The organism is Bradyrhizobium sp. USDA3010 (assembly GCF_056429065.1).
Genome location: NZ_JBWJZD010000003.1, coordinates 109,365 through 124,584 on the forward strand (window position 1 = coordinate 109,365; position 15,220 = coordinate 124,584).

General features: G+C 65.2%; 13 protein-coding genes. 7 read left to right on the forward strand and 6 right to left on the reverse strand.

Annotation, left to right across the window (positions count from 1 at the left end):
- Positions 1–124 precede the first annotated feature (124 nt).
- Both AC066Y_RS06040 and AC066Y_RS06045 read right to left on the reverse strand, forming a co-directional pair.
- Positions 125–1,693, reverse strand: a complete 1,569-nt coding sequence (locus AC066Y_RS06040; RefSeq protein WP_478273074.1) for a DUF4403 family protein — start codon at positions 1,691–1,693, stop codon at positions 125–127.
- Between the two features lie 226 nt (positions 1,694–1,919).
- The gene (locus tag AC066Y_RS06045; protein WP_478273075.1) at positions 1,920–2,609 is read right to left on the reverse strand and encodes a L,D-transpeptidase; all 690 of its coding nucleotides are present in this window, start codon (positions 2,607–2,609) and stop codon (positions 1,920–1,922) included.
- Positions 2,610–2,859: 250 nt separating this feature from the next.
- On the opposite strand from AC066Y_RS06045, the gene AC066Y_RS06050 reads away from it, so the two are divergent.
- On the forward strand, positions 2,860–4,074 hold the full coding sequence (locus tag AC066Y_RS06050; RefSeq protein WP_478273076.1) for an acyltransferase family protein: 1,215 nt from the start codon (positions 2,860–2,862) through the stop codon (positions 4,072–4,074).
- Positions 4,075–4,099: 25 nt separating this feature from the next.
- Here the strand turns inward: AC066Y_RS06050 and AC066Y_RS06055 are convergent, their stop codons facing one another.
- Together AC066Y_RS06055 and AC066Y_RS06060 are read right to left on the reverse strand one after the other, a co-directional pair.
- Positions 4,100–4,882, reverse strand: a complete 783-nt coding sequence (locus AC066Y_RS06055) for a sulfite exporter TauE/SafE family protein (protein ID WP_478273077.1) — start codon at positions 4,880–4,882, stop codon at positions 4,100–4,102.
- A gap of 80 nt (positions 4,883–4,962) precedes the next feature.
- Complete coding sequence (locus AC066Y_RS06060) at positions 4,963–6,348, reverse strand: TAXI family TRAP transporter solute-binding subunit (RefSeq protein WP_478273078.1); 1,386 nt, start codon at positions 6,346–6,348, stop codon at positions 4,963–4,965.
- Positions 6,349–6,486: 138 nt separating this feature from the next.
- Here AC066Y_RS06060 and AC066Y_RS06065 point away from each other — a divergent pair, with 138 nt between their 5' ends.
- From AC066Y_RS06065 to AC066Y_RS06075, 3 genes are all read left to right on the forward strand, one after another.
- The gene (locus AC066Y_RS06065) at positions 6,487–7,542 is read left to right on the forward strand and encodes a glycosyltransferase family 4 protein (protein ID WP_478273079.1); all 1,056 of its coding nucleotides are present in this window, start codon (positions 6,487–6,489) and stop codon (positions 7,540–7,542) included.
- Positions 7,543–7,576: 34 nt separating this feature from the next.
- Positions 7,577–8,266, forward strand: a complete 690-nt coding sequence (locus AC066Y_RS06070; RefSeq protein WP_092115972.1) for a class I SAM-dependent methyltransferase — start codon at positions 7,577–7,579, stop codon at positions 8,264–8,266.
- A 238-nt stretch (positions 8,267–8,504) separates the two neighbouring features.
- Positions 8,505–9,122, forward strand: coding sequence for a hypothetical protein (locus AC066Y_RS06075; RefSeq protein ID WP_176529785.1), 618 nt, complete (start codon positions 8,505–8,507; stop codon positions 9,120–9,122).
- 285 nt (positions 9,123–9,407) lie between these two features.
- Here the strand turns inward: AC066Y_RS06075 and AC066Y_RS06080 are convergent, their stop codons facing one another.
- Positions 9,408–11,072, reverse strand: a complete 1,665-nt coding sequence (locus tag AC066Y_RS06080) for an aminotransferase class III-fold pyridoxal phosphate-dependent enzyme (protein ID WP_478273080.1) — start codon at positions 11,070–11,072, stop codon at positions 9,408–9,410.
- Positions 11,073–11,106: 34 nt separating this feature from the next.
- Here AC066Y_RS06080 and asd point away from each other — a divergent pair, with 34 nt between their 5' ends.
- Together asd and AC066Y_RS06090 are read left to right on the forward strand one after the other, a co-directional pair.
- Positions 11,107–11,973 (forward strand): archaetidylserine decarboxylase, encoded by an 867-nt coding sequence (gene asd / locus AC066Y_RS06085; RefSeq protein WP_478273081.1) that lies wholly within the window; start codon positions 11,107–11,109, stop codon positions 11,971–11,973.
- A gap of 196 nt (positions 11,974–12,169) precedes the next feature.
- Positions 12,170–12,949 carry an NUDIX hydrolase gene (locus AC066Y_RS06090; RefSeq protein WP_478273082.1) on the forward strand — a complete coding sequence of 260 codons (780 nt, stop codon included), beginning with the start codon at positions 12,170–12,172 and terminating at the stop codon, positions 12,947–12,949.
- On the opposite strand, the gene AC066Y_RS06095 is transcribed toward AC066Y_RS06090, so the two are convergent.
- Positions 12,950–14,755, reverse strand: coding sequence for a winged helix-turn-helix domain-containing protein (locus tag AC066Y_RS06095; RefSeq protein ID WP_478273083.1), 1,806 nt, complete (start codon positions 14,753–14,755; stop codon positions 12,950–12,952).
- Between the two features lie 100 nt (positions 14,756–14,855).
- On the opposite strand from AC066Y_RS06095, the gene AC066Y_RS06100 reads away from it, so the two are divergent.
- Complete coding sequence (locus AC066Y_RS06100; RefSeq protein WP_478273084.1) at positions 14,856–15,215, forward strand: nickel-binding protein; 360 nt, start codon at positions 14,856–14,858, stop codon at positions 15,213–15,215.
- Positions 15,216–15,220 lie beyond the last annotated feature (5 nt).

Consider the following 15,220-nt stretch of genomic DNA (forward strand, 5'->3'; position numbering starts at 1 on the left):
GGCACCTTCTATCCGGTGCGGCAACCTGTCGCAAAGACGACTTTTTGGGCATGCGGCGGACCGAATCTTCTCCCTCTCCCCGCAAGCGGGGCGAGGTATAAGAGCGATCCGCTCGAGCAGCGCCCTACAGCGCCGGCAGCGCGGTGACGGCGGCCTTGATGGTGCCGTCGGTCTCCACGATCACCCGGAGCGTCTTCGAATCGAACGCGATGCCGGCGAGGCGGATGCTGTTGACGTCGGCGTCGACGCGGATGCCTTCCTCGTTCTTCTGCAGGTCGGCGATGGCCGCGGTGATCTTCCGCTGCGCGTTGGTCGCGAATGGCTTCAGGTCAACGACCAGCCGGTCGGCGAGCGCCTGCTGCATATGCGGGATCGCCGCGCGCGCGGCGGCGCCGAGCAGGCCGAACGCGGCTTCGGACTCGACCGCCAGCTCGACGTCGGCGAGCCGCAACGTCTGCGCCGCCTGGTCGAGCCGTGGCCGGCCCCAGATGTGCACGGTCGCCTCGGCGCCGAAGCCGAAGAAGCTCTTCTTCTCCTTGGCGTGCACCAGCAGCGAGATCAAAAGCCGGTCGCCGGAGGCGGCGATGCTCGCACTCTTGACGGTCACGTCGACCGGGCCGGAGCCGTCCTCGGGGAACGTCTTGCCCTTCAACTGCGCCTCGACGAGCTGCGTCAGCGTGGTGAAGGACATGTCGACCGGCAGGCCGACCGAGACCTGGCTCGGCATCGGCGGCACGATCGAGAGCTTGTGGGGGAACGGGCAGTTCGGCGTGGTCTGCGTCTCCGTGATCCGCGTCTCGGCCTCGATCCCCATGGTCAGGATCAGCGAGGACGCATCGACCTTCGGCTGCGCCGCGATCGCGCGGGTCGGCCGCAGCTCGAGCCACATCGGCGGCATCGACGCGGTGCCGCCGGTGCCCTGCAGCGGGATCGAGCGGCAGGCCTTGACCCATTGCGTGCGGGCGGCGTTCTGGAACACCGGATTGTTCTGCAACCGCGCCTCGACCACGGAAATCTGGTCGGCGACCGCCTTGTCGATGACAGGCTTGACCTGGGCCGGCACGCTGATGCGGACGCCGGCGGCCGACAGGCTGGTGTCGCCGAGATTGACCTGCGCCTGCAGGTTCGGCTCGATCCGCCAGGACGCGCCGAGCTTCGGCCGCGCGGTCAGCGTGACGCTGCCCTTGATGTCGGCATTGGCGTTGATGTTCTTGATGTTCACGGCGCCGATCTGCTTGGCGACATTGCCGCCGAGCAGGCTGCCGAGCGCGTCGCTGACCGCACCCGTCGCCTTCGCGGACAGTGAGCCGGTGACCTTGAGCGTGCCGTTGATCGGGGTCGTCAGCGTCAGCACGTCCTGCGCGCCGGTGGCTGCGATCGGCCCGCGCGAGGCGGTCCAGCCGATGTCGGCATTTTGCAGGATTTGCTGGACCGGATTGTCGGCCTTGCCGCCGAAGGTCTTCGGCGCACCGCGTTCGGCGGCATCGCGGATCGCCGACAGCGCAACCGAGACCTGCGCCACGACCGTCGAGGAGCGCGGCGCCTGCGGCAGCGGTGGCAGCTGCACGAGCGGCGGCGTCTGCACCGTGACGCTCGGCGCGAGCCAGTCCATGGCCTTGAGGCTGATCGCGAACGAGACCAGCACCACCGTGAGCCCGAGCGCGATTGTTCTTGGATGCATCGGTAGACGCATCATTCCCCCGGATGAAATCAACTTGACGGGTTGTACAGGCCCGCCGACGAGGGCGCCAGTGTGGCGGGATCAGGCTGCTTCGGGGGCAACCGCCCGAGATCACTTGGACGTTAACGATCTGGACGTTAACGACCCGGACGTTAACGATGATGAACGCGACAACGGCCCCGGCATGATGCCGGAGCCGTCGTCAATGTCTGGTCGTCAATGTCTGAATGTGTCGGGCCTAGCGGACGGCCGAGCCGAGGTCGGCGCGGCGGTCGGTCATCGGCAGCACGATCACCTTGGTGCCGACGTTGACCCGCGAATAGAGGTCGGTGACGTCCTCATTGGTGAGGCGCAGGCAGCCCGAGGAGACGTGGGTGCCGATCGTCTCCGGCGCGTTGGTGCCATGGATGCGGTACACGGTGCCGCCGAGATACATGGCGCGGGCGCCGAGCGGGTTGCCGGGGCCGCCGGCCATGTGGCGCGGCAGATAGGGCTGGCGGGCGATCATTTCCGGCGGCGGGGTCCAATCCGGCCACTCCGCCTTCTTGGTGATGGTCTGGGTACCTGACCAGGTGAAGCCGTCACGGCCGACGCCGATGCCGTAGCGCATGGCCTGGCCGTTCCCGAGCACGAGATAGAGGTAGGTGTGCGGAGTATCGATGATGACGGTGCCGGGGGCCTCGCGGGTCGGATAGGCGACGACCTGGCGACGCAGCCGGGCGGGCAATTCGACGGAACGGTCTTCCTGCTGCGCCTGCGGCATCGACTGCACCGGCGGCTGCACCGCCTCGGTCGGCGGCGTCAGGATGAAGGGAAACAGCGGCAGCGGAGCGGCCGCGGCGAAGCCCGAGAAAGCGACGGTGCCGATCGCCAGCGCACCGAAGGCGGCGGCAGCGAGACGTGCGTTCAGCTTGATGGAATTGAACATTGTCGACCCCTGTTGTTTGCGCCCTGCGCGCCAGTTCCGGCGCGTCGTTGGGTCAAACCAGTACAGGTGAGGCGTTTCAGGACGTTTGCACGAAATCGCCAAAATGGTTTCGTGCCGTTAGGGATTTGTTTCGTCGGTGTTTCGTCGCACGGTTAAGGGAGCGTTGCCGGGTAGGTTGTACCGCATCAGGACATCTATCCTGGCACGAGGCTTGCTGTCCGAAGGCGTGGTTTGGAATGGAGTGGAAGTCATGCCAGCGCCTTCGATCGGGAGCATGCTGGATCAGCAGAAGGGCTTTGGTCCCGGGTTCGATTTTCTCCGTGTTGCGCTCGCCATTTCCGTCGTCGCAGGACATACGTCCTATGTTGCCACCGGTCGCGGCGACGCCGATTTGACGGGGATCCTCTGGTTTGCGCAATTTGCCATCCTCGTGATGTTCTTCGCATTGAGCGGATTCCTGATCGCCGCAAGCGGGCTGCGGCTCAGCCTGAAGGAATTCCTGATCAATCGCGGCATGCGGATCATTCCAGCGCTCGCGGTCGAGATCGTGCTGTCGGCGTTGATCCTCGGGCCGATCTTCACCACGCTGCCGCTCTGGGACTATTTCACCAGCGCCGGCACCTGGAAATATTTCACGAATGTCGTCGGCTTCGTGAACTACACCCTGCCGGGCGTTTTCACCGGCAATCCCGCACCGGAGGTCAACAGTTCGCTGTGGACCGTGCCGTTCGAATACGGCTGCTACGCGGTGATGGCGGTCATCATGACCCTGGGGCTGCTGCGCAGGCCGGCGCTGATCGTGCTCGGCGTTGTCGTCCTGGTCGGCATCGGCTTTGCCGTGCAGATCACCGGGCATGCCGCAACGCCGTCGCAACTGCCTCCGGGCGTCGCCGGCTCGCTGTATGACAAGGTCTTCAGCACGGCGCTGTTCCTCGGGCGCGGTGCGAAACTGCCGGTTGCCTGCCTGCTCGGGATCGCGATCTACCTTTACCGCGACCGCATTCCCTATGACGGGCGCATTCTCGCCGTCTGCTGCGCGCTCTGCCTCGGAGCAGCACTGCTCGGACCGGCCGCCTGGATCACCCAGCCCGTCCTCAATGCCGTCATTGCTCCGGCGCTGGTCTATATCACCGTGTTCCTCGGTGTCTCGAAGCTGCCGCGGCTGCCGCTGTTTTCAAGGGGCGACTATTCCTACGGGATCTATCTGTACGGCTTTCCGATGCAGCAGGTGGTGAAGGTGTGGCTGCCGAACGCGTCGCTGATTGTCCAGTTCGCCGTCGCGCTGGTGCTGATCACGGCGTTCGCGGCGTTCTCCTGGCACTGGATCGAGAAGCCGGTCCTGAAGCTGCGCCGCCATTTCTCGTTCGTGGCGCGCAGGCGGCTCGAGCCGGAGGATATGGTCGAGATGCCTGAGGGGATCGGGCCGCTTGCCATCAGCGTCAGCGGCAGCAAGCGATCTTCCTGACGAGCAGCAACAACGTCGCCTGCGCTCAGAGCCGGATGTATCCGGCCAGTCCGTCCCACAGCAGCTTGGCCGCGGTGATGACGAGAATGGCGTAGCAGGCGCGGTACAGCGCCCGCTGGTCGAGGCGTTCGTGCAGCCGCCAACCGGCCCAGACGCCGACCGGCACGGCCGGCACGCAAAGCGCCATCAGCATCCACAGGCTTCGCGACGGCGTGGCGAGCACGAGCCACGGACCGGCCTTCAGGAGGTTGCCGACCGTGAAGAACAGGCTGGTGGTGCCGGCGTAGAGCGCCTTCGACATGCCGAGCGGCAGCAGGTACATCGCAAGCGGTGGTCCGCCCGAATGGGCAACCATCGTTGTGACGCCGGAAGAGAACCCGGCGAGCGTCGCCTTGATCGTGGAGCGCGGCCGCGGCTTGATCTCGCCGCCGCCGATGAACCACAGCGCGGCGAACGCCAGCGTCACCAGGCCCATCACGATCTCGACGGCATGCCGGTCGAGGTCGCGCAGCGCGAAATAGCCGAGAACGATCCCGACCACGAGCGCCGGCAGCAGCATCGCGAGGTCGACGCGCGACCAGGTGCTCGGGCGCCAGAAACGCAGCGCCGTAAGGTCCATGACGATGAACAACGGCGCGAGCAGCGCGCCGGCCGCAATCGGGTCCATCGCGAGCGAGAGCAGCGGGATGCCGACGATGGCAAAGCCGCCGCCGAACGCGCCCTTCATGAAGGAGATCAGGAACACGCCGGCCAGTGCGACCGCGAGCACGAACGGCGCGGGCAGGTCGGCGATGAGGGATGCGATCATGGTGTGGCGCAGCATGGGGGCGTACGCATGCAGGCGCAATCCAAACATTGCTCTCGGTGCAATTGGTGCGCCCGAGCAGGCTAGCTTGCGCGTATCCGCGGCAGGCCCGGCCGGTCGCCGTTGATCACCGCGCGGCGGTCGGAGACGGCGTGATGGAATTGCTCGAGCGTCAGTCCGATCGCCGAGAGATCGCCGTCCTCGATCGCGCCGTCGTCGTAGCAATCGAGCGCCTCCCGTAGCAGCGCGTCGGCATCGCTCTGCATTGCCGCGAGCTCCTCCGGCGTCTCGGCGCCGCGCACCCGCGAGATCAGCGTCAGCAGACCGTCGCGATGGGTGATGTAGCGCTCGCGCTCGTCGCGCTTCACGTAGTGGCGCAACCAGGCGCCCGCCGTGCCGAGGCCGGAGACCAGCAGGATGCCGCCCCAGATGTAGTCGGAGTATTTTTCGAGGAAGGTGCGCTCCGTGCCGTCGATGTAGGCGGCCGCGCCCTGATGCGCCGGCAGCGCGGCATCCTTGTCGGTGTCCGGCTTCTCGATCTTGGCCGCCGCCGGCACGTCGCGCGCGACCTGGAGCCGCTGCGTGAACAACTGCCGATCGAGTGCGCCGACGGTTGCCTCGTGCAGCGCATGTTGCGCGATGATGAGGTGATTGACGCCGACGGTCTCGATCTTGTCCTCGGGCCGGGCCGGCGAAGACGAGAAGATGCTGCCGGCGATCTCCTCGGACTCATAGAGCGGATGCTTCTGCGCGATCGCTTCCGAGACATCGACGGGGAGGAATTTCGGTTCGCCGCGCGCCGCCGCCGTCGCCGCGATCGCCTCCGCCGTGATCTTGCTGTCGAGCGGCCCGACGGTCATGTAGGCGTCGAGCGAGGGATCGCGCGCGAGATCGGCGGCCTTGTTGACGGCGAACTGGCTGATCGCAACCTTGTCGGGGTTGATGCCGGACTCGGTCAGGATCACGCGCAGCAGCGTGACGTTGGCCGGGGTGCTGCCGATGACACCGACCTTGTGGCCGGGGAGATCGTCGATGCTCTTGATCTTCGCAGACCGCGGCTTGCCTTTCCCGCCCGACGGTGCCCACAGCACGACGACATTCTTGCGCAGGACCGCAACCGCCTCGGCGCTCGCCGGCAGACTGAGATCGCCGCGCACGACCGCGAGGTCGACCTTGTTCGCGGTGAACAGCGCGATGCTTTCGGCGGCCCCCTGTGTCGTGACCGGCTTCAGCCGCACCGAATTGCCGTCACGCGCGAAGGCCTGCGCGAACGCCTGGATGAGCTTGACGTCGTCACTGCCGGTCGGGCCGACCGCGATCTTCAGCGTCACCGGACGCAGCCCGTAGAACAGCAGGCCTGCGGCGACGGCAAACACGAAGATGCCGGCCGCCAGGATCAGGAGCGACGAGTTTCGCCGTTTGAGCCTGCGGCGCGTGGTGCCCGGATGTTCACTCTGCTGCTCTGACATCTGGCTGTCATGTTACACGAAAAACCGGCAGTTCGCCGTGAAAAACAACCTAACATTTCGATGACGTCATACGTTTGAAACATCCATGTCAGAACGTCGTGCGAGCAGAATCAAGATTAACGATTTGGGTCTCCTGCGATGCGCATACTCGTTGCGACCGATGCCTGGCATCCGCAAGTCAACGGCGTGGTCCGGACGCTGACGTCGCTTGCGCGCAGCGCAGCGACCCTCGGCGCCGAGATCGAATTCCTCACCCCCGACGGCTTCCGTTCGGTCGGCGTGCCGACCTATCCGGGCCTGCGCATGGCGCTGCCGAACCGCCGCGAGATCGCGCGCCGGATCGAGGAGGCCGCGCCCGAGGCGATCCACATCGCGACCGAAGGACCGATCGGCTGGGCGGTGCGCGGCTATTGCCAGCGCAACAAGCTCGCCTTCACCACATCCTATACAACGCGCTTCCCGGAATATGTTTCGGTGCGCACCGGAATTCCCGACGGCGTCGGCTATGCCGTGCTGCGCCACTTCCACGCGGCGGGATCGATGACGATGGTCGCGACCGACTCGCTGCGCACAGAGCTTGCCGAGCGCGGCTTCCGCAAGCTCGGTTTCTGGACCCGCGGCGTCGACACCAAAATCTTCAATCCCGACCAACCGGCGCTGCTCGACCTGCCGCGGCCGATCTTCATGACCATGGGCCGCGTCGCGGTGGAGAAGAATCTCGACGCCTTCCTGTCGCTGGATCTGCCGGGCTCCAAGGTCGTGGTCGGCGACGGCCCGCAACGGGCGGCGCTGCAACAGAAATATCCCGACGCGATTTTCCTCGGCGAGAAGAAGGGCCAGGATCTGACCTCGCACCTCGCCGCCGCCGACGTCTTCGTGTTCCCGAGCCTGACCGACACCTTCGGCGTCGTGCAGCTCGAGGCGCTGGCCTGCGGCACGCCGGTCGCGGCGTTCCCGGTCACCGGCCCGAAGGACGTCATCGCGGATCATCCGATCGGCGCGATCGACAACGATCTGCGCAGCGCCTGCCTGCGCGCGCTGAACATGTCGCGCGCCGACTGCCGCAATTTTGCGTTGGAGCGTTCCTGGGAAAACAGTGCGCGTCAGTTCATCGGCAATCTGGCCACGTTGCAGCCGAGCCGCGCGCCGCGGCCCGCCCGCCGCGTTGCCGGCCGCAGTGCGGTTCCGAATTAACAGCTCAAACGAACGAAAGACGAGAGACTTATCTATGGCTGAAATCATCAAGCTGGGCGCCGACCGTTCCATGGACTTCGACCGCGAAACGGTCGAGCAGGCCTATGACCGCTGGGCGCCGATCTACGACCTCGTGTTCGGCGGCGTGTTCAGCAAGGGCCGGCAGGCTGCGATCCAGGCCACCAACAAGATCGGTGGCCGTGTGCTCGAGGTCGGCGTCGGCACCGGCATCTCGCTGCCGCTCTACAGCCAGAATGTGCGCATCTTCGGCACCGATATCTCCGAGGCGATGCTCGAGAAGGCCAAGAAGCGGGTTGCCGAGCAGGGCCTGAAGAATGTCGAGGGCCTCGCGGTGATGGACGCCGAGAAGCTCGAATTTCCCGACGATTCGTTCGACGTGGTGATGGCGCAGTACGTGCTGTCCGCGGTGCCGAACCCGGAAGCCGCGCTCGACGAGTTCGCCCGCGTGGTGCGTCCGGGCGGCGAGCTGATCATCCTGACCCGCGTCAGCGCCGATGCCGGCGTCCGCCGCTTCATCGAGCAGAAGCTGCAGCCGGTGGTGCGCCCGCTCGGGTTCCGGACCGCCGAATTCGCCTGGTCGCGCTACACCAAGTGGCTGGCCGGCGCGCGCGGCATGGAGCTCGCGGAGCGCCGCCTGATCCCGCCGCTCGGCCATTTCTCGCTGGTCCGCTTCCGCAAGGCGGACGTCGCCAAAGCCGCCTGAGGCGGTTGGCCAGGCGGCTCAGCCCGCCGGTCCTCCGGGTGAGGTGGCGCACAGCGCGCCCTGGCCAGGAGGCTACGATCTTCTTCGCCTCATCCCCGCAAACCTCGCCGGGATGAGGCAAGACCCTTCTCCGGTTGCGTCAAGGCGTCACTCCGCATTGTCATATGTCATTATGATGATGTCACACGCGATACATCGAATCCCTGTAAATCCTGTCCCGAAGATGTTGGGGGAACCAATGATCAAGAATTTTCTGCAAGAGCTCCGTACCCAGCGCTGGGATGACCATCGCTTCTACCATCACAGCCGGATCAACCAGAGCCTGCACTTCGTCAGCGCGCTGAGCTTCCTGTTCGCCTATGTGATGCTGTTCTTCGATCCGGTCGTGTCGGCATTGGTCGGCTGGCTGGTCTCGATGACCTCGCGCCAGGCCGGTCACTTCTTCTTCGAGCCGAAGGGGTATGACCACGTCAACCAGGCGACCCACGAGCACAAGGAAGACATCAAGGTCGGTTACAACCTGCAGCGCAAGGTCGTGCTGATGGCGATCTGGGCGCTGTCGCCGATGGTGCTGTACTTCGATCCGACCCTGTTCGGCCTGTTCAAGCCCTGGGTCACGATGGGCGACTTCACCCGTCAGGTGGCCAAGGTCTGGCTCGTGGTCGGCATCGGCGGTCTCCTGTTCCGTACCATCCACCTGTTCTTCATTCGCGACATCGAGACCGGCCTCGTCTGGATGACCAAGATCGTCACCGACCCCTTCAACGACCTCAAGCTCTACCACAAGGCGCCGTTGTTCCTGATGAAGGGCGAGCTGATCGATCCGGGTCTCGAGAAGCACGTCAAGCACGCCTGATCGTTGCTCCAATATCTTTCCGATATGCGTCATGCCCGGGCTTGTCCCGGGCATCTACGTCTTGGGACGTCGCAACAACAAGGTCTCGTCTTGAAGCTTCTCGTCCGTGCACTCTCTTCACCTCGCCCCGCGTGCGGGGAGAGGTCGGATTGCATCGCCAGATGCAATCCGGGTGAGGTGGGCTCACCGCGAGTCCGTCTGTTACCGATTTTGTGGATGCAGCCCCTCACCCCAACCCTCTCCCCGCAAGGGCGGGGCGAGGGAGCGAGAGGGCGGTACCGGGGTTTAGCGCCCGAACCTCACGGCGACCATCTCTTTCAGGATCTGCCGCTTGATGTTCTTGTTGGCGAGGCCTTCCTTGTGCCACCACCAGCCGTCGCGCTTCATCTTCTCGGCTGCCGCGACGAAGCGGTCGGCGACCTCGGCGAAGTCGGCGTCGGTGTAGTTCAGGCTGAAGATCAGCCGGCCGGTGCCGACCCAGCTCAGCGCCAGTCCCTCGGCCCGCAGATAGTATTGCAGCATCCAGTTGTAGCGGGACGGCTCGGTGTAGGAGACCGTCCAGATCGACGAGATGTTGCCGACCCGAACCGGCAGGCCTTGTGCTTCGAGGCGGTCGTTGAGCGCTTTGGCGCGGCCGTTCCAGGTCTCGTCGAGCCCGTTGTAGATCGAGCGGAAATTCGGGCTGGCGAGCCGGCTCAAAAACTCGTCCATCGCCGTCATCACGTAGGGATGCGAGTTGAAGGTGCCGCGCGCGAAGCAGATGTCGGCCGGCCGGTCGTCGCGGAAGCGGCGCATCAGATCCTTGCGCCCGCACACCACGCCGACCGGAAGTCCGCCGGCCAGGCTCTTGCCGTAGGTCGCCATGTCGGCCTTGACGCCGAAATATTCCTGGGCGCCGCCGGCGGCGAGGCGGAATCCGACGAACACCTCGTCGAAGATCAGCACGATGCCGCGCTCGGTGCAGACCTCGCGCAGCTGCTTCAGCCATTCGGTGTAGGCGGCGCGGTCGTACCTCGAGGAGCGCGACGAATCGACCAGCGCGGAATCGCCGGGCGCGTTGCCGTTCGGATGCAGCGCCTGCAGCGGATTGACCAGCACGCAAGCGATGTCCTTGCGGGTGCGCAGCACGTGCAGCGTCTTCTCCGACATGTCGGCGAGCGTGAAGGTCTCGTGCGGCGACACCGGATTGCCGACCCCGGGCTGCACCTCGCCCCACCAGCCGTGATAGGCGCCGGCGAAACGGACCAGGTGCGTCCGCTTGGTGTGGTAGCGCGCGAGCCGCACCGCCTGCATCACGGCCTCGGTGCCGGACATGTGGAACGAGACCTCGTCGAGGCCCGAGATCTCGCAGAGCCGTTTGACGTTGTCGGCAATGATCGGGTGGTAGGGGCCGAGCACCGGGCCGAGCGCGTGGGCACGCTTCTCACCTTCGGCGATGCACTCCTTGTAGAAGTCGTTGCCGAAGATGTTGACGCCGTAGGAGCCGGTCAGGTCGTAGAACACATTGCCGTCGAGGTCGGTGACGGTGACGCCGCTGGAGGCCTCGACGAAGGCCGAGGTGCCGAGATGCTCGCGCACCAGGCGGCTGTACTGGAACGGCACGCGGTAGGTTTCGGTGAACCGCAGGTCGGAGATCCGCTCCGTCACCTCGGCGGTCAGCGCGCGGCCCTTGGGGTAGCGATCCGCGTAGAGGCCGGCGAGGCGGAAGAAGCCGTCCTGCCGCTGCATGGCGACATCCTTCGGCGCACCGTCGGAGCGGAAGAACTCGTCGATGTCGAATTCGTAGTGCGGCACCATGCGCGCCACCATCTTGGACATCTTGGAGTGTCCGGTCAGCGAGCGGTGCTTGGCCCGCGACAGCGCGAGGCGGGCCTGAATTTTGGGGAAAGCTGCGGCGGCGCCGGCGAGCGCGGCGGCGGACAGCGAGAGAATCGGAAGGGATGTTTCCATGACAGAAGCGCTAGCCTCGGCACCTAACAAATTCATGACAGTCAAGGCCCTGATCTCGGCATTCACCCAGCAGGAAGACCTCAATTTCCTGCTAACCAACCGGATTCCGCGGGCGGCGATCACCCGTTTCATGGGCTGGTTCTCCAAGGTCGAGAACCCCCTGGTGCGCGATGCCTCGATCGCCTGCTGGAAGCTGTTCTCCGACCTCGATCTGTCCGAGGCGAAGAAGACCGAGTTCAAGAGTTTGCACGATTGCTTTACCCGCGAGCTCAAGCCCGGCCTGCGCCCGGCGGTGCCCGACCCCGCCATCATCGCGAGCCCGTCGGATGCGATCATCGGCGCGCATGGGCGGATCGAGGATGGGCAGTTGTTCCAGGTCAAGGGCGCGCCCTATTCGCTGCTCGATCTGGTCGGCGATCCCGCGCTGGTGGAGCAGCACAGCAACGGCCGCTTCGTCACGCTGCGGCTGACCTCGAGCATGTATCACCGCTTCCACGCGCCCTATGATCTTGCGATCGACAAGGTCACGTTCATTCATGGCGATGTCTGGAACGTCAATCCGATCGCGCTGAAGCGGGTCGAGCGGCTGTTCTGCAAGAACGAGCGCGCGGTGCTGCGTGCGAAGCTTCCAACCGGCGAGGCGCTGACGCTGGTTCCGGTCGCCGCCATCCTGGTGGCGAGCCTCCGCCTGCATTTCCTCGACGTCACGCTGAACGCGCAGTCGCGGGGCCCGGTGGATTTCCCCTGTAACGCGGATGTGAAGAAGGGCGACGAACTCGGCTGGTTCGAGCACGGCTCGACCATCATCGTGCTGGCGCCCGGCAATTTCGAATTCTGCGACAATGTCGCGGAGGGAGCACGGATCAAATGCGGCGAACCGTTGTTGCGGAAGCCCTCATAGCGCTTTCGAGCGAAGTGGGCACCGGTTCGCGTGAAGAAAGCGCGTCAAAATATGAACTCTGATCTCGCTGTTTCCTGCGCGTCATTCTTTGAGCATGATCTGCCTGGAAAACCGGTTTCCACTTTTCCGGATCATGCTTTAAGGTATGCGGGATCGTCGCGCGACGATCCTAAATCGCAAACCTGATGGACACGAGATGGCGCGGACGCCTGTTCTGGCGGCGGGAGGCATTGTGCTGCGGCGGGACGCACCGCAGCGCTTCGCCGTCGTGCGCCTGCGCAAGCGCAATGAGTGGGTGCTGCCCAAGGGCAAGCTCGACGATGGCGAGACGCCGCGCGCCGCCGCCGAGCGCGAGGTACTGGAGGAAACCGGCCACGACGTCGAGGTGCACGAATTCCTCGGCACGCTGGTCTATGATTCAGGCGGCCGTTCCAAGGTGGTGCATTACTGGCGCATGGATGCCGGCGGCAGGCCGGTGCGCGCGTTGATGAGCGACATCAGGGAAGTCGACTGGCTGTCGCTCGATGAAGCGCTCGATCGCCTGTCGCGCGGCTATGAACGTGCGTTCCTGGAAAATGTCGGCCCGATCGCGCTGCAGGCCGCGGCGAACGCGATGCGCGAGCGGCGCGCGCGGTTGCGGGTTGCGGCCGCGGAGCGACGGCGCTCGCGCGTTGTCGAAGAGGAGCCGGGCGTCGATACGCCTGCACACCCTGAAGCTCCCACTGTCGCCGAGATCCCGGCAGTCGCTGAAGCGTCCGTCGACGCCAAGACGCCGGTCGCCGTTGACACGCCGGCGCGTGCTGAGGTCCCGGTCATGGCGGAGACGTCCGATGTTGCGGGGGCGCCGGCCACGGATGCATCCGAGGAATCGCCGTCATCCGCGCGCGAGATCGAATCCGTTGCTACGGCCGTCCGGCCGATCCCGCGCAGAAATCTGATCGAGCGCGTGCGCGACTGGCTGCGTCGCGCGGCCTGATCACCCGCACATTTGACGTCGTGCGGCTGGCTGCCAGGCGTCAATGTCGCGCTGCAAGGCAACGCAGTCGGCAACGCGCTTGGGCGAACCCAGTTCATTTGCCAGAAGCTGTGCCGCGTGAACTTCCGCCATGGCGCCGCGAACGTCCCCGCGCTGCAGCTGGAGCCTGGAAATCTGCAGCCTCAGCCGCACGATCTGGACCCGCCCTTCGATGCTGGACCACAGCTGGCGGGCGAGATGGAGATGCCGCATGGCTGCTTCATGGTCCTGCCGGGAGAGCGCGAGGATCGCCTGCGCTTCGTTGGTGAGCGCGCGGATCGAGGGCATCGGCCAGCGATCAGGACTTCCAGAAAGTTCGCAGATCAAGGCCTTGGCCTGACCGGTCCGATGCGTGTGTGCCGCAACCAGCGCCAGATGCGCGAGCAGGATTCCCCGCCGCTGCAGGGTCCACCAGGTCTTGCCGATCAAGCTCCGTTCGAGGCTCGCATGGGCGGCTTCCGCTTCGCCTCTTGCGAGCAGCAACATCGCGCGGCCCGGCTCCGGGCACCAACCCATCGTGTAAGCCCTGTCATAGGCTTCGAGCGCTGCGTCGTCATTGCCGATCGCAGCCAGGATATCGCCCAGCACCCGGTTGGCATCGCCCATCGACCATGGCGCATCGCTGGTCAGGCGCGCGAGCGCGTCCTGAATCCGAGCCAGTGCTTCGTCGAGCGAGCCCCTGATGCCGAGCACCTCGGAGCGATGCAGCTGGCATGAACCTGTCAGTTCCATACCGCTGCTCGAACAGAAATTCTGATAGCTCCGCGTCCACTGGTCGGCCCGCGCCCAATCTCCGAACATCCGGGCTGCCCAGAGAATGTTGCAGAAGAGGCTGCCGCCCATGATCGGGTCCAGATTGTTGCTTGACAGTGCGACCGCGGCGGCATGATCCTGATCGGCCAGCCCGCCATGCGTGTCGCCGAGGCATAGCCGATAGAAGCCGCGATAGGCCAGGCTCAAAGCTTCGATGTTGAGCGCATCCTTGTATCTGACTGCCGTGTAGGCCGCGTCGGCCAACGCGAGTGCCTGTTCCGGCTCGCCATCGAAGGCAGCCAGTTTCGACTTCATCCATAACAGCAGGGCAGTCGTCGGAGGATCGTCGAGCCTCGAGGCCCAATCTTCCGCGCGCGCGAGCCAGCCCTTTCCGATCGCGGCCTGGCCGCTCTCGAAATGCAGGCCCGAGAGCGCGATGGCGTCGACCGCCGCTCCGGCAGCGTCGCCGGCCTCGCTGCGCGCGGCGACCGCGCGAACCAGAATCGGAATGGCTGCCGCTGTCCTGCCGAGGCATTGCAGGGCAAGCGCCCATTGGTGCAAGTCTTCAGCGTTGAGCCGGCCGTCTTCATCCGCGCTCGCGAACAGGGTGGCTGCCTGCAGCCACAATTGTGCGGCCGCCGCGCGTCGGGCGAGGCCGATTGCACCGACGGCGTCATCGACTTGCTTGTGGTCAACGCGTTCCGGCGGCCTGATCTCGGAATCAACGAAGAACCGATATCCCTTGCCCGGCAGATTCCGGATCGCTCCCTCCATGCCACCCTTGCGCAGCGCGGCGCGCAGCGAACTCACCGCCCGCTGCAGCGAGTTGTCGGTGACCGTGACATCCGGCCAGACGGCCTCGAGCAGCTCGTTCTTGGAGACGACCCGCTCGCGGTGGTGGACAAGGTAGACCAGCAGATCGAACACACGCGGCTGCAAAGCGACTTCCTGCCGCGCGCACAGCAGCACGCGTCCAGCTTCATCAAGCTCGAACAGTCCAAATGAGATTGCCATGTGTATGGGTCCGGCGTCGCCGGAAAAGGTTCAGGCAAAGATCAGACAATGATCAGCCCGCGGTAAGGACAGTTGGCGTTGGCGACGCCTATAGCTGAGCATGGCCGCGATCACCGCAGCCTGCCGTTCAACCGTCGCAACCGAGGAGATTTCGATGGAACTCTATGTCATTCGCCGTCCAAGCGCCTGGGCAAACATGGCCGAGCTGGAGCTTGCCGGCGCAACCTCCGCCAGGATCGGCGACGAGCAGATGCCGGATCGCGTCCGCTGGATCCGCAGCTACGTGGTGCATGAGGCAGATGGTCGCATTGGCACTTTCTGCATCTACGAGGCGCGTGACGGTGACTCGATCCGGGATCATGCGCGCTGCGTCGGCATGCCGGGCGAGGAATTCTACAAGGTCGCGACCACAGTGGTGGTGCGTGGCGATCCCATCCAACCGCCCATTGCAGCCGAATGACGCCC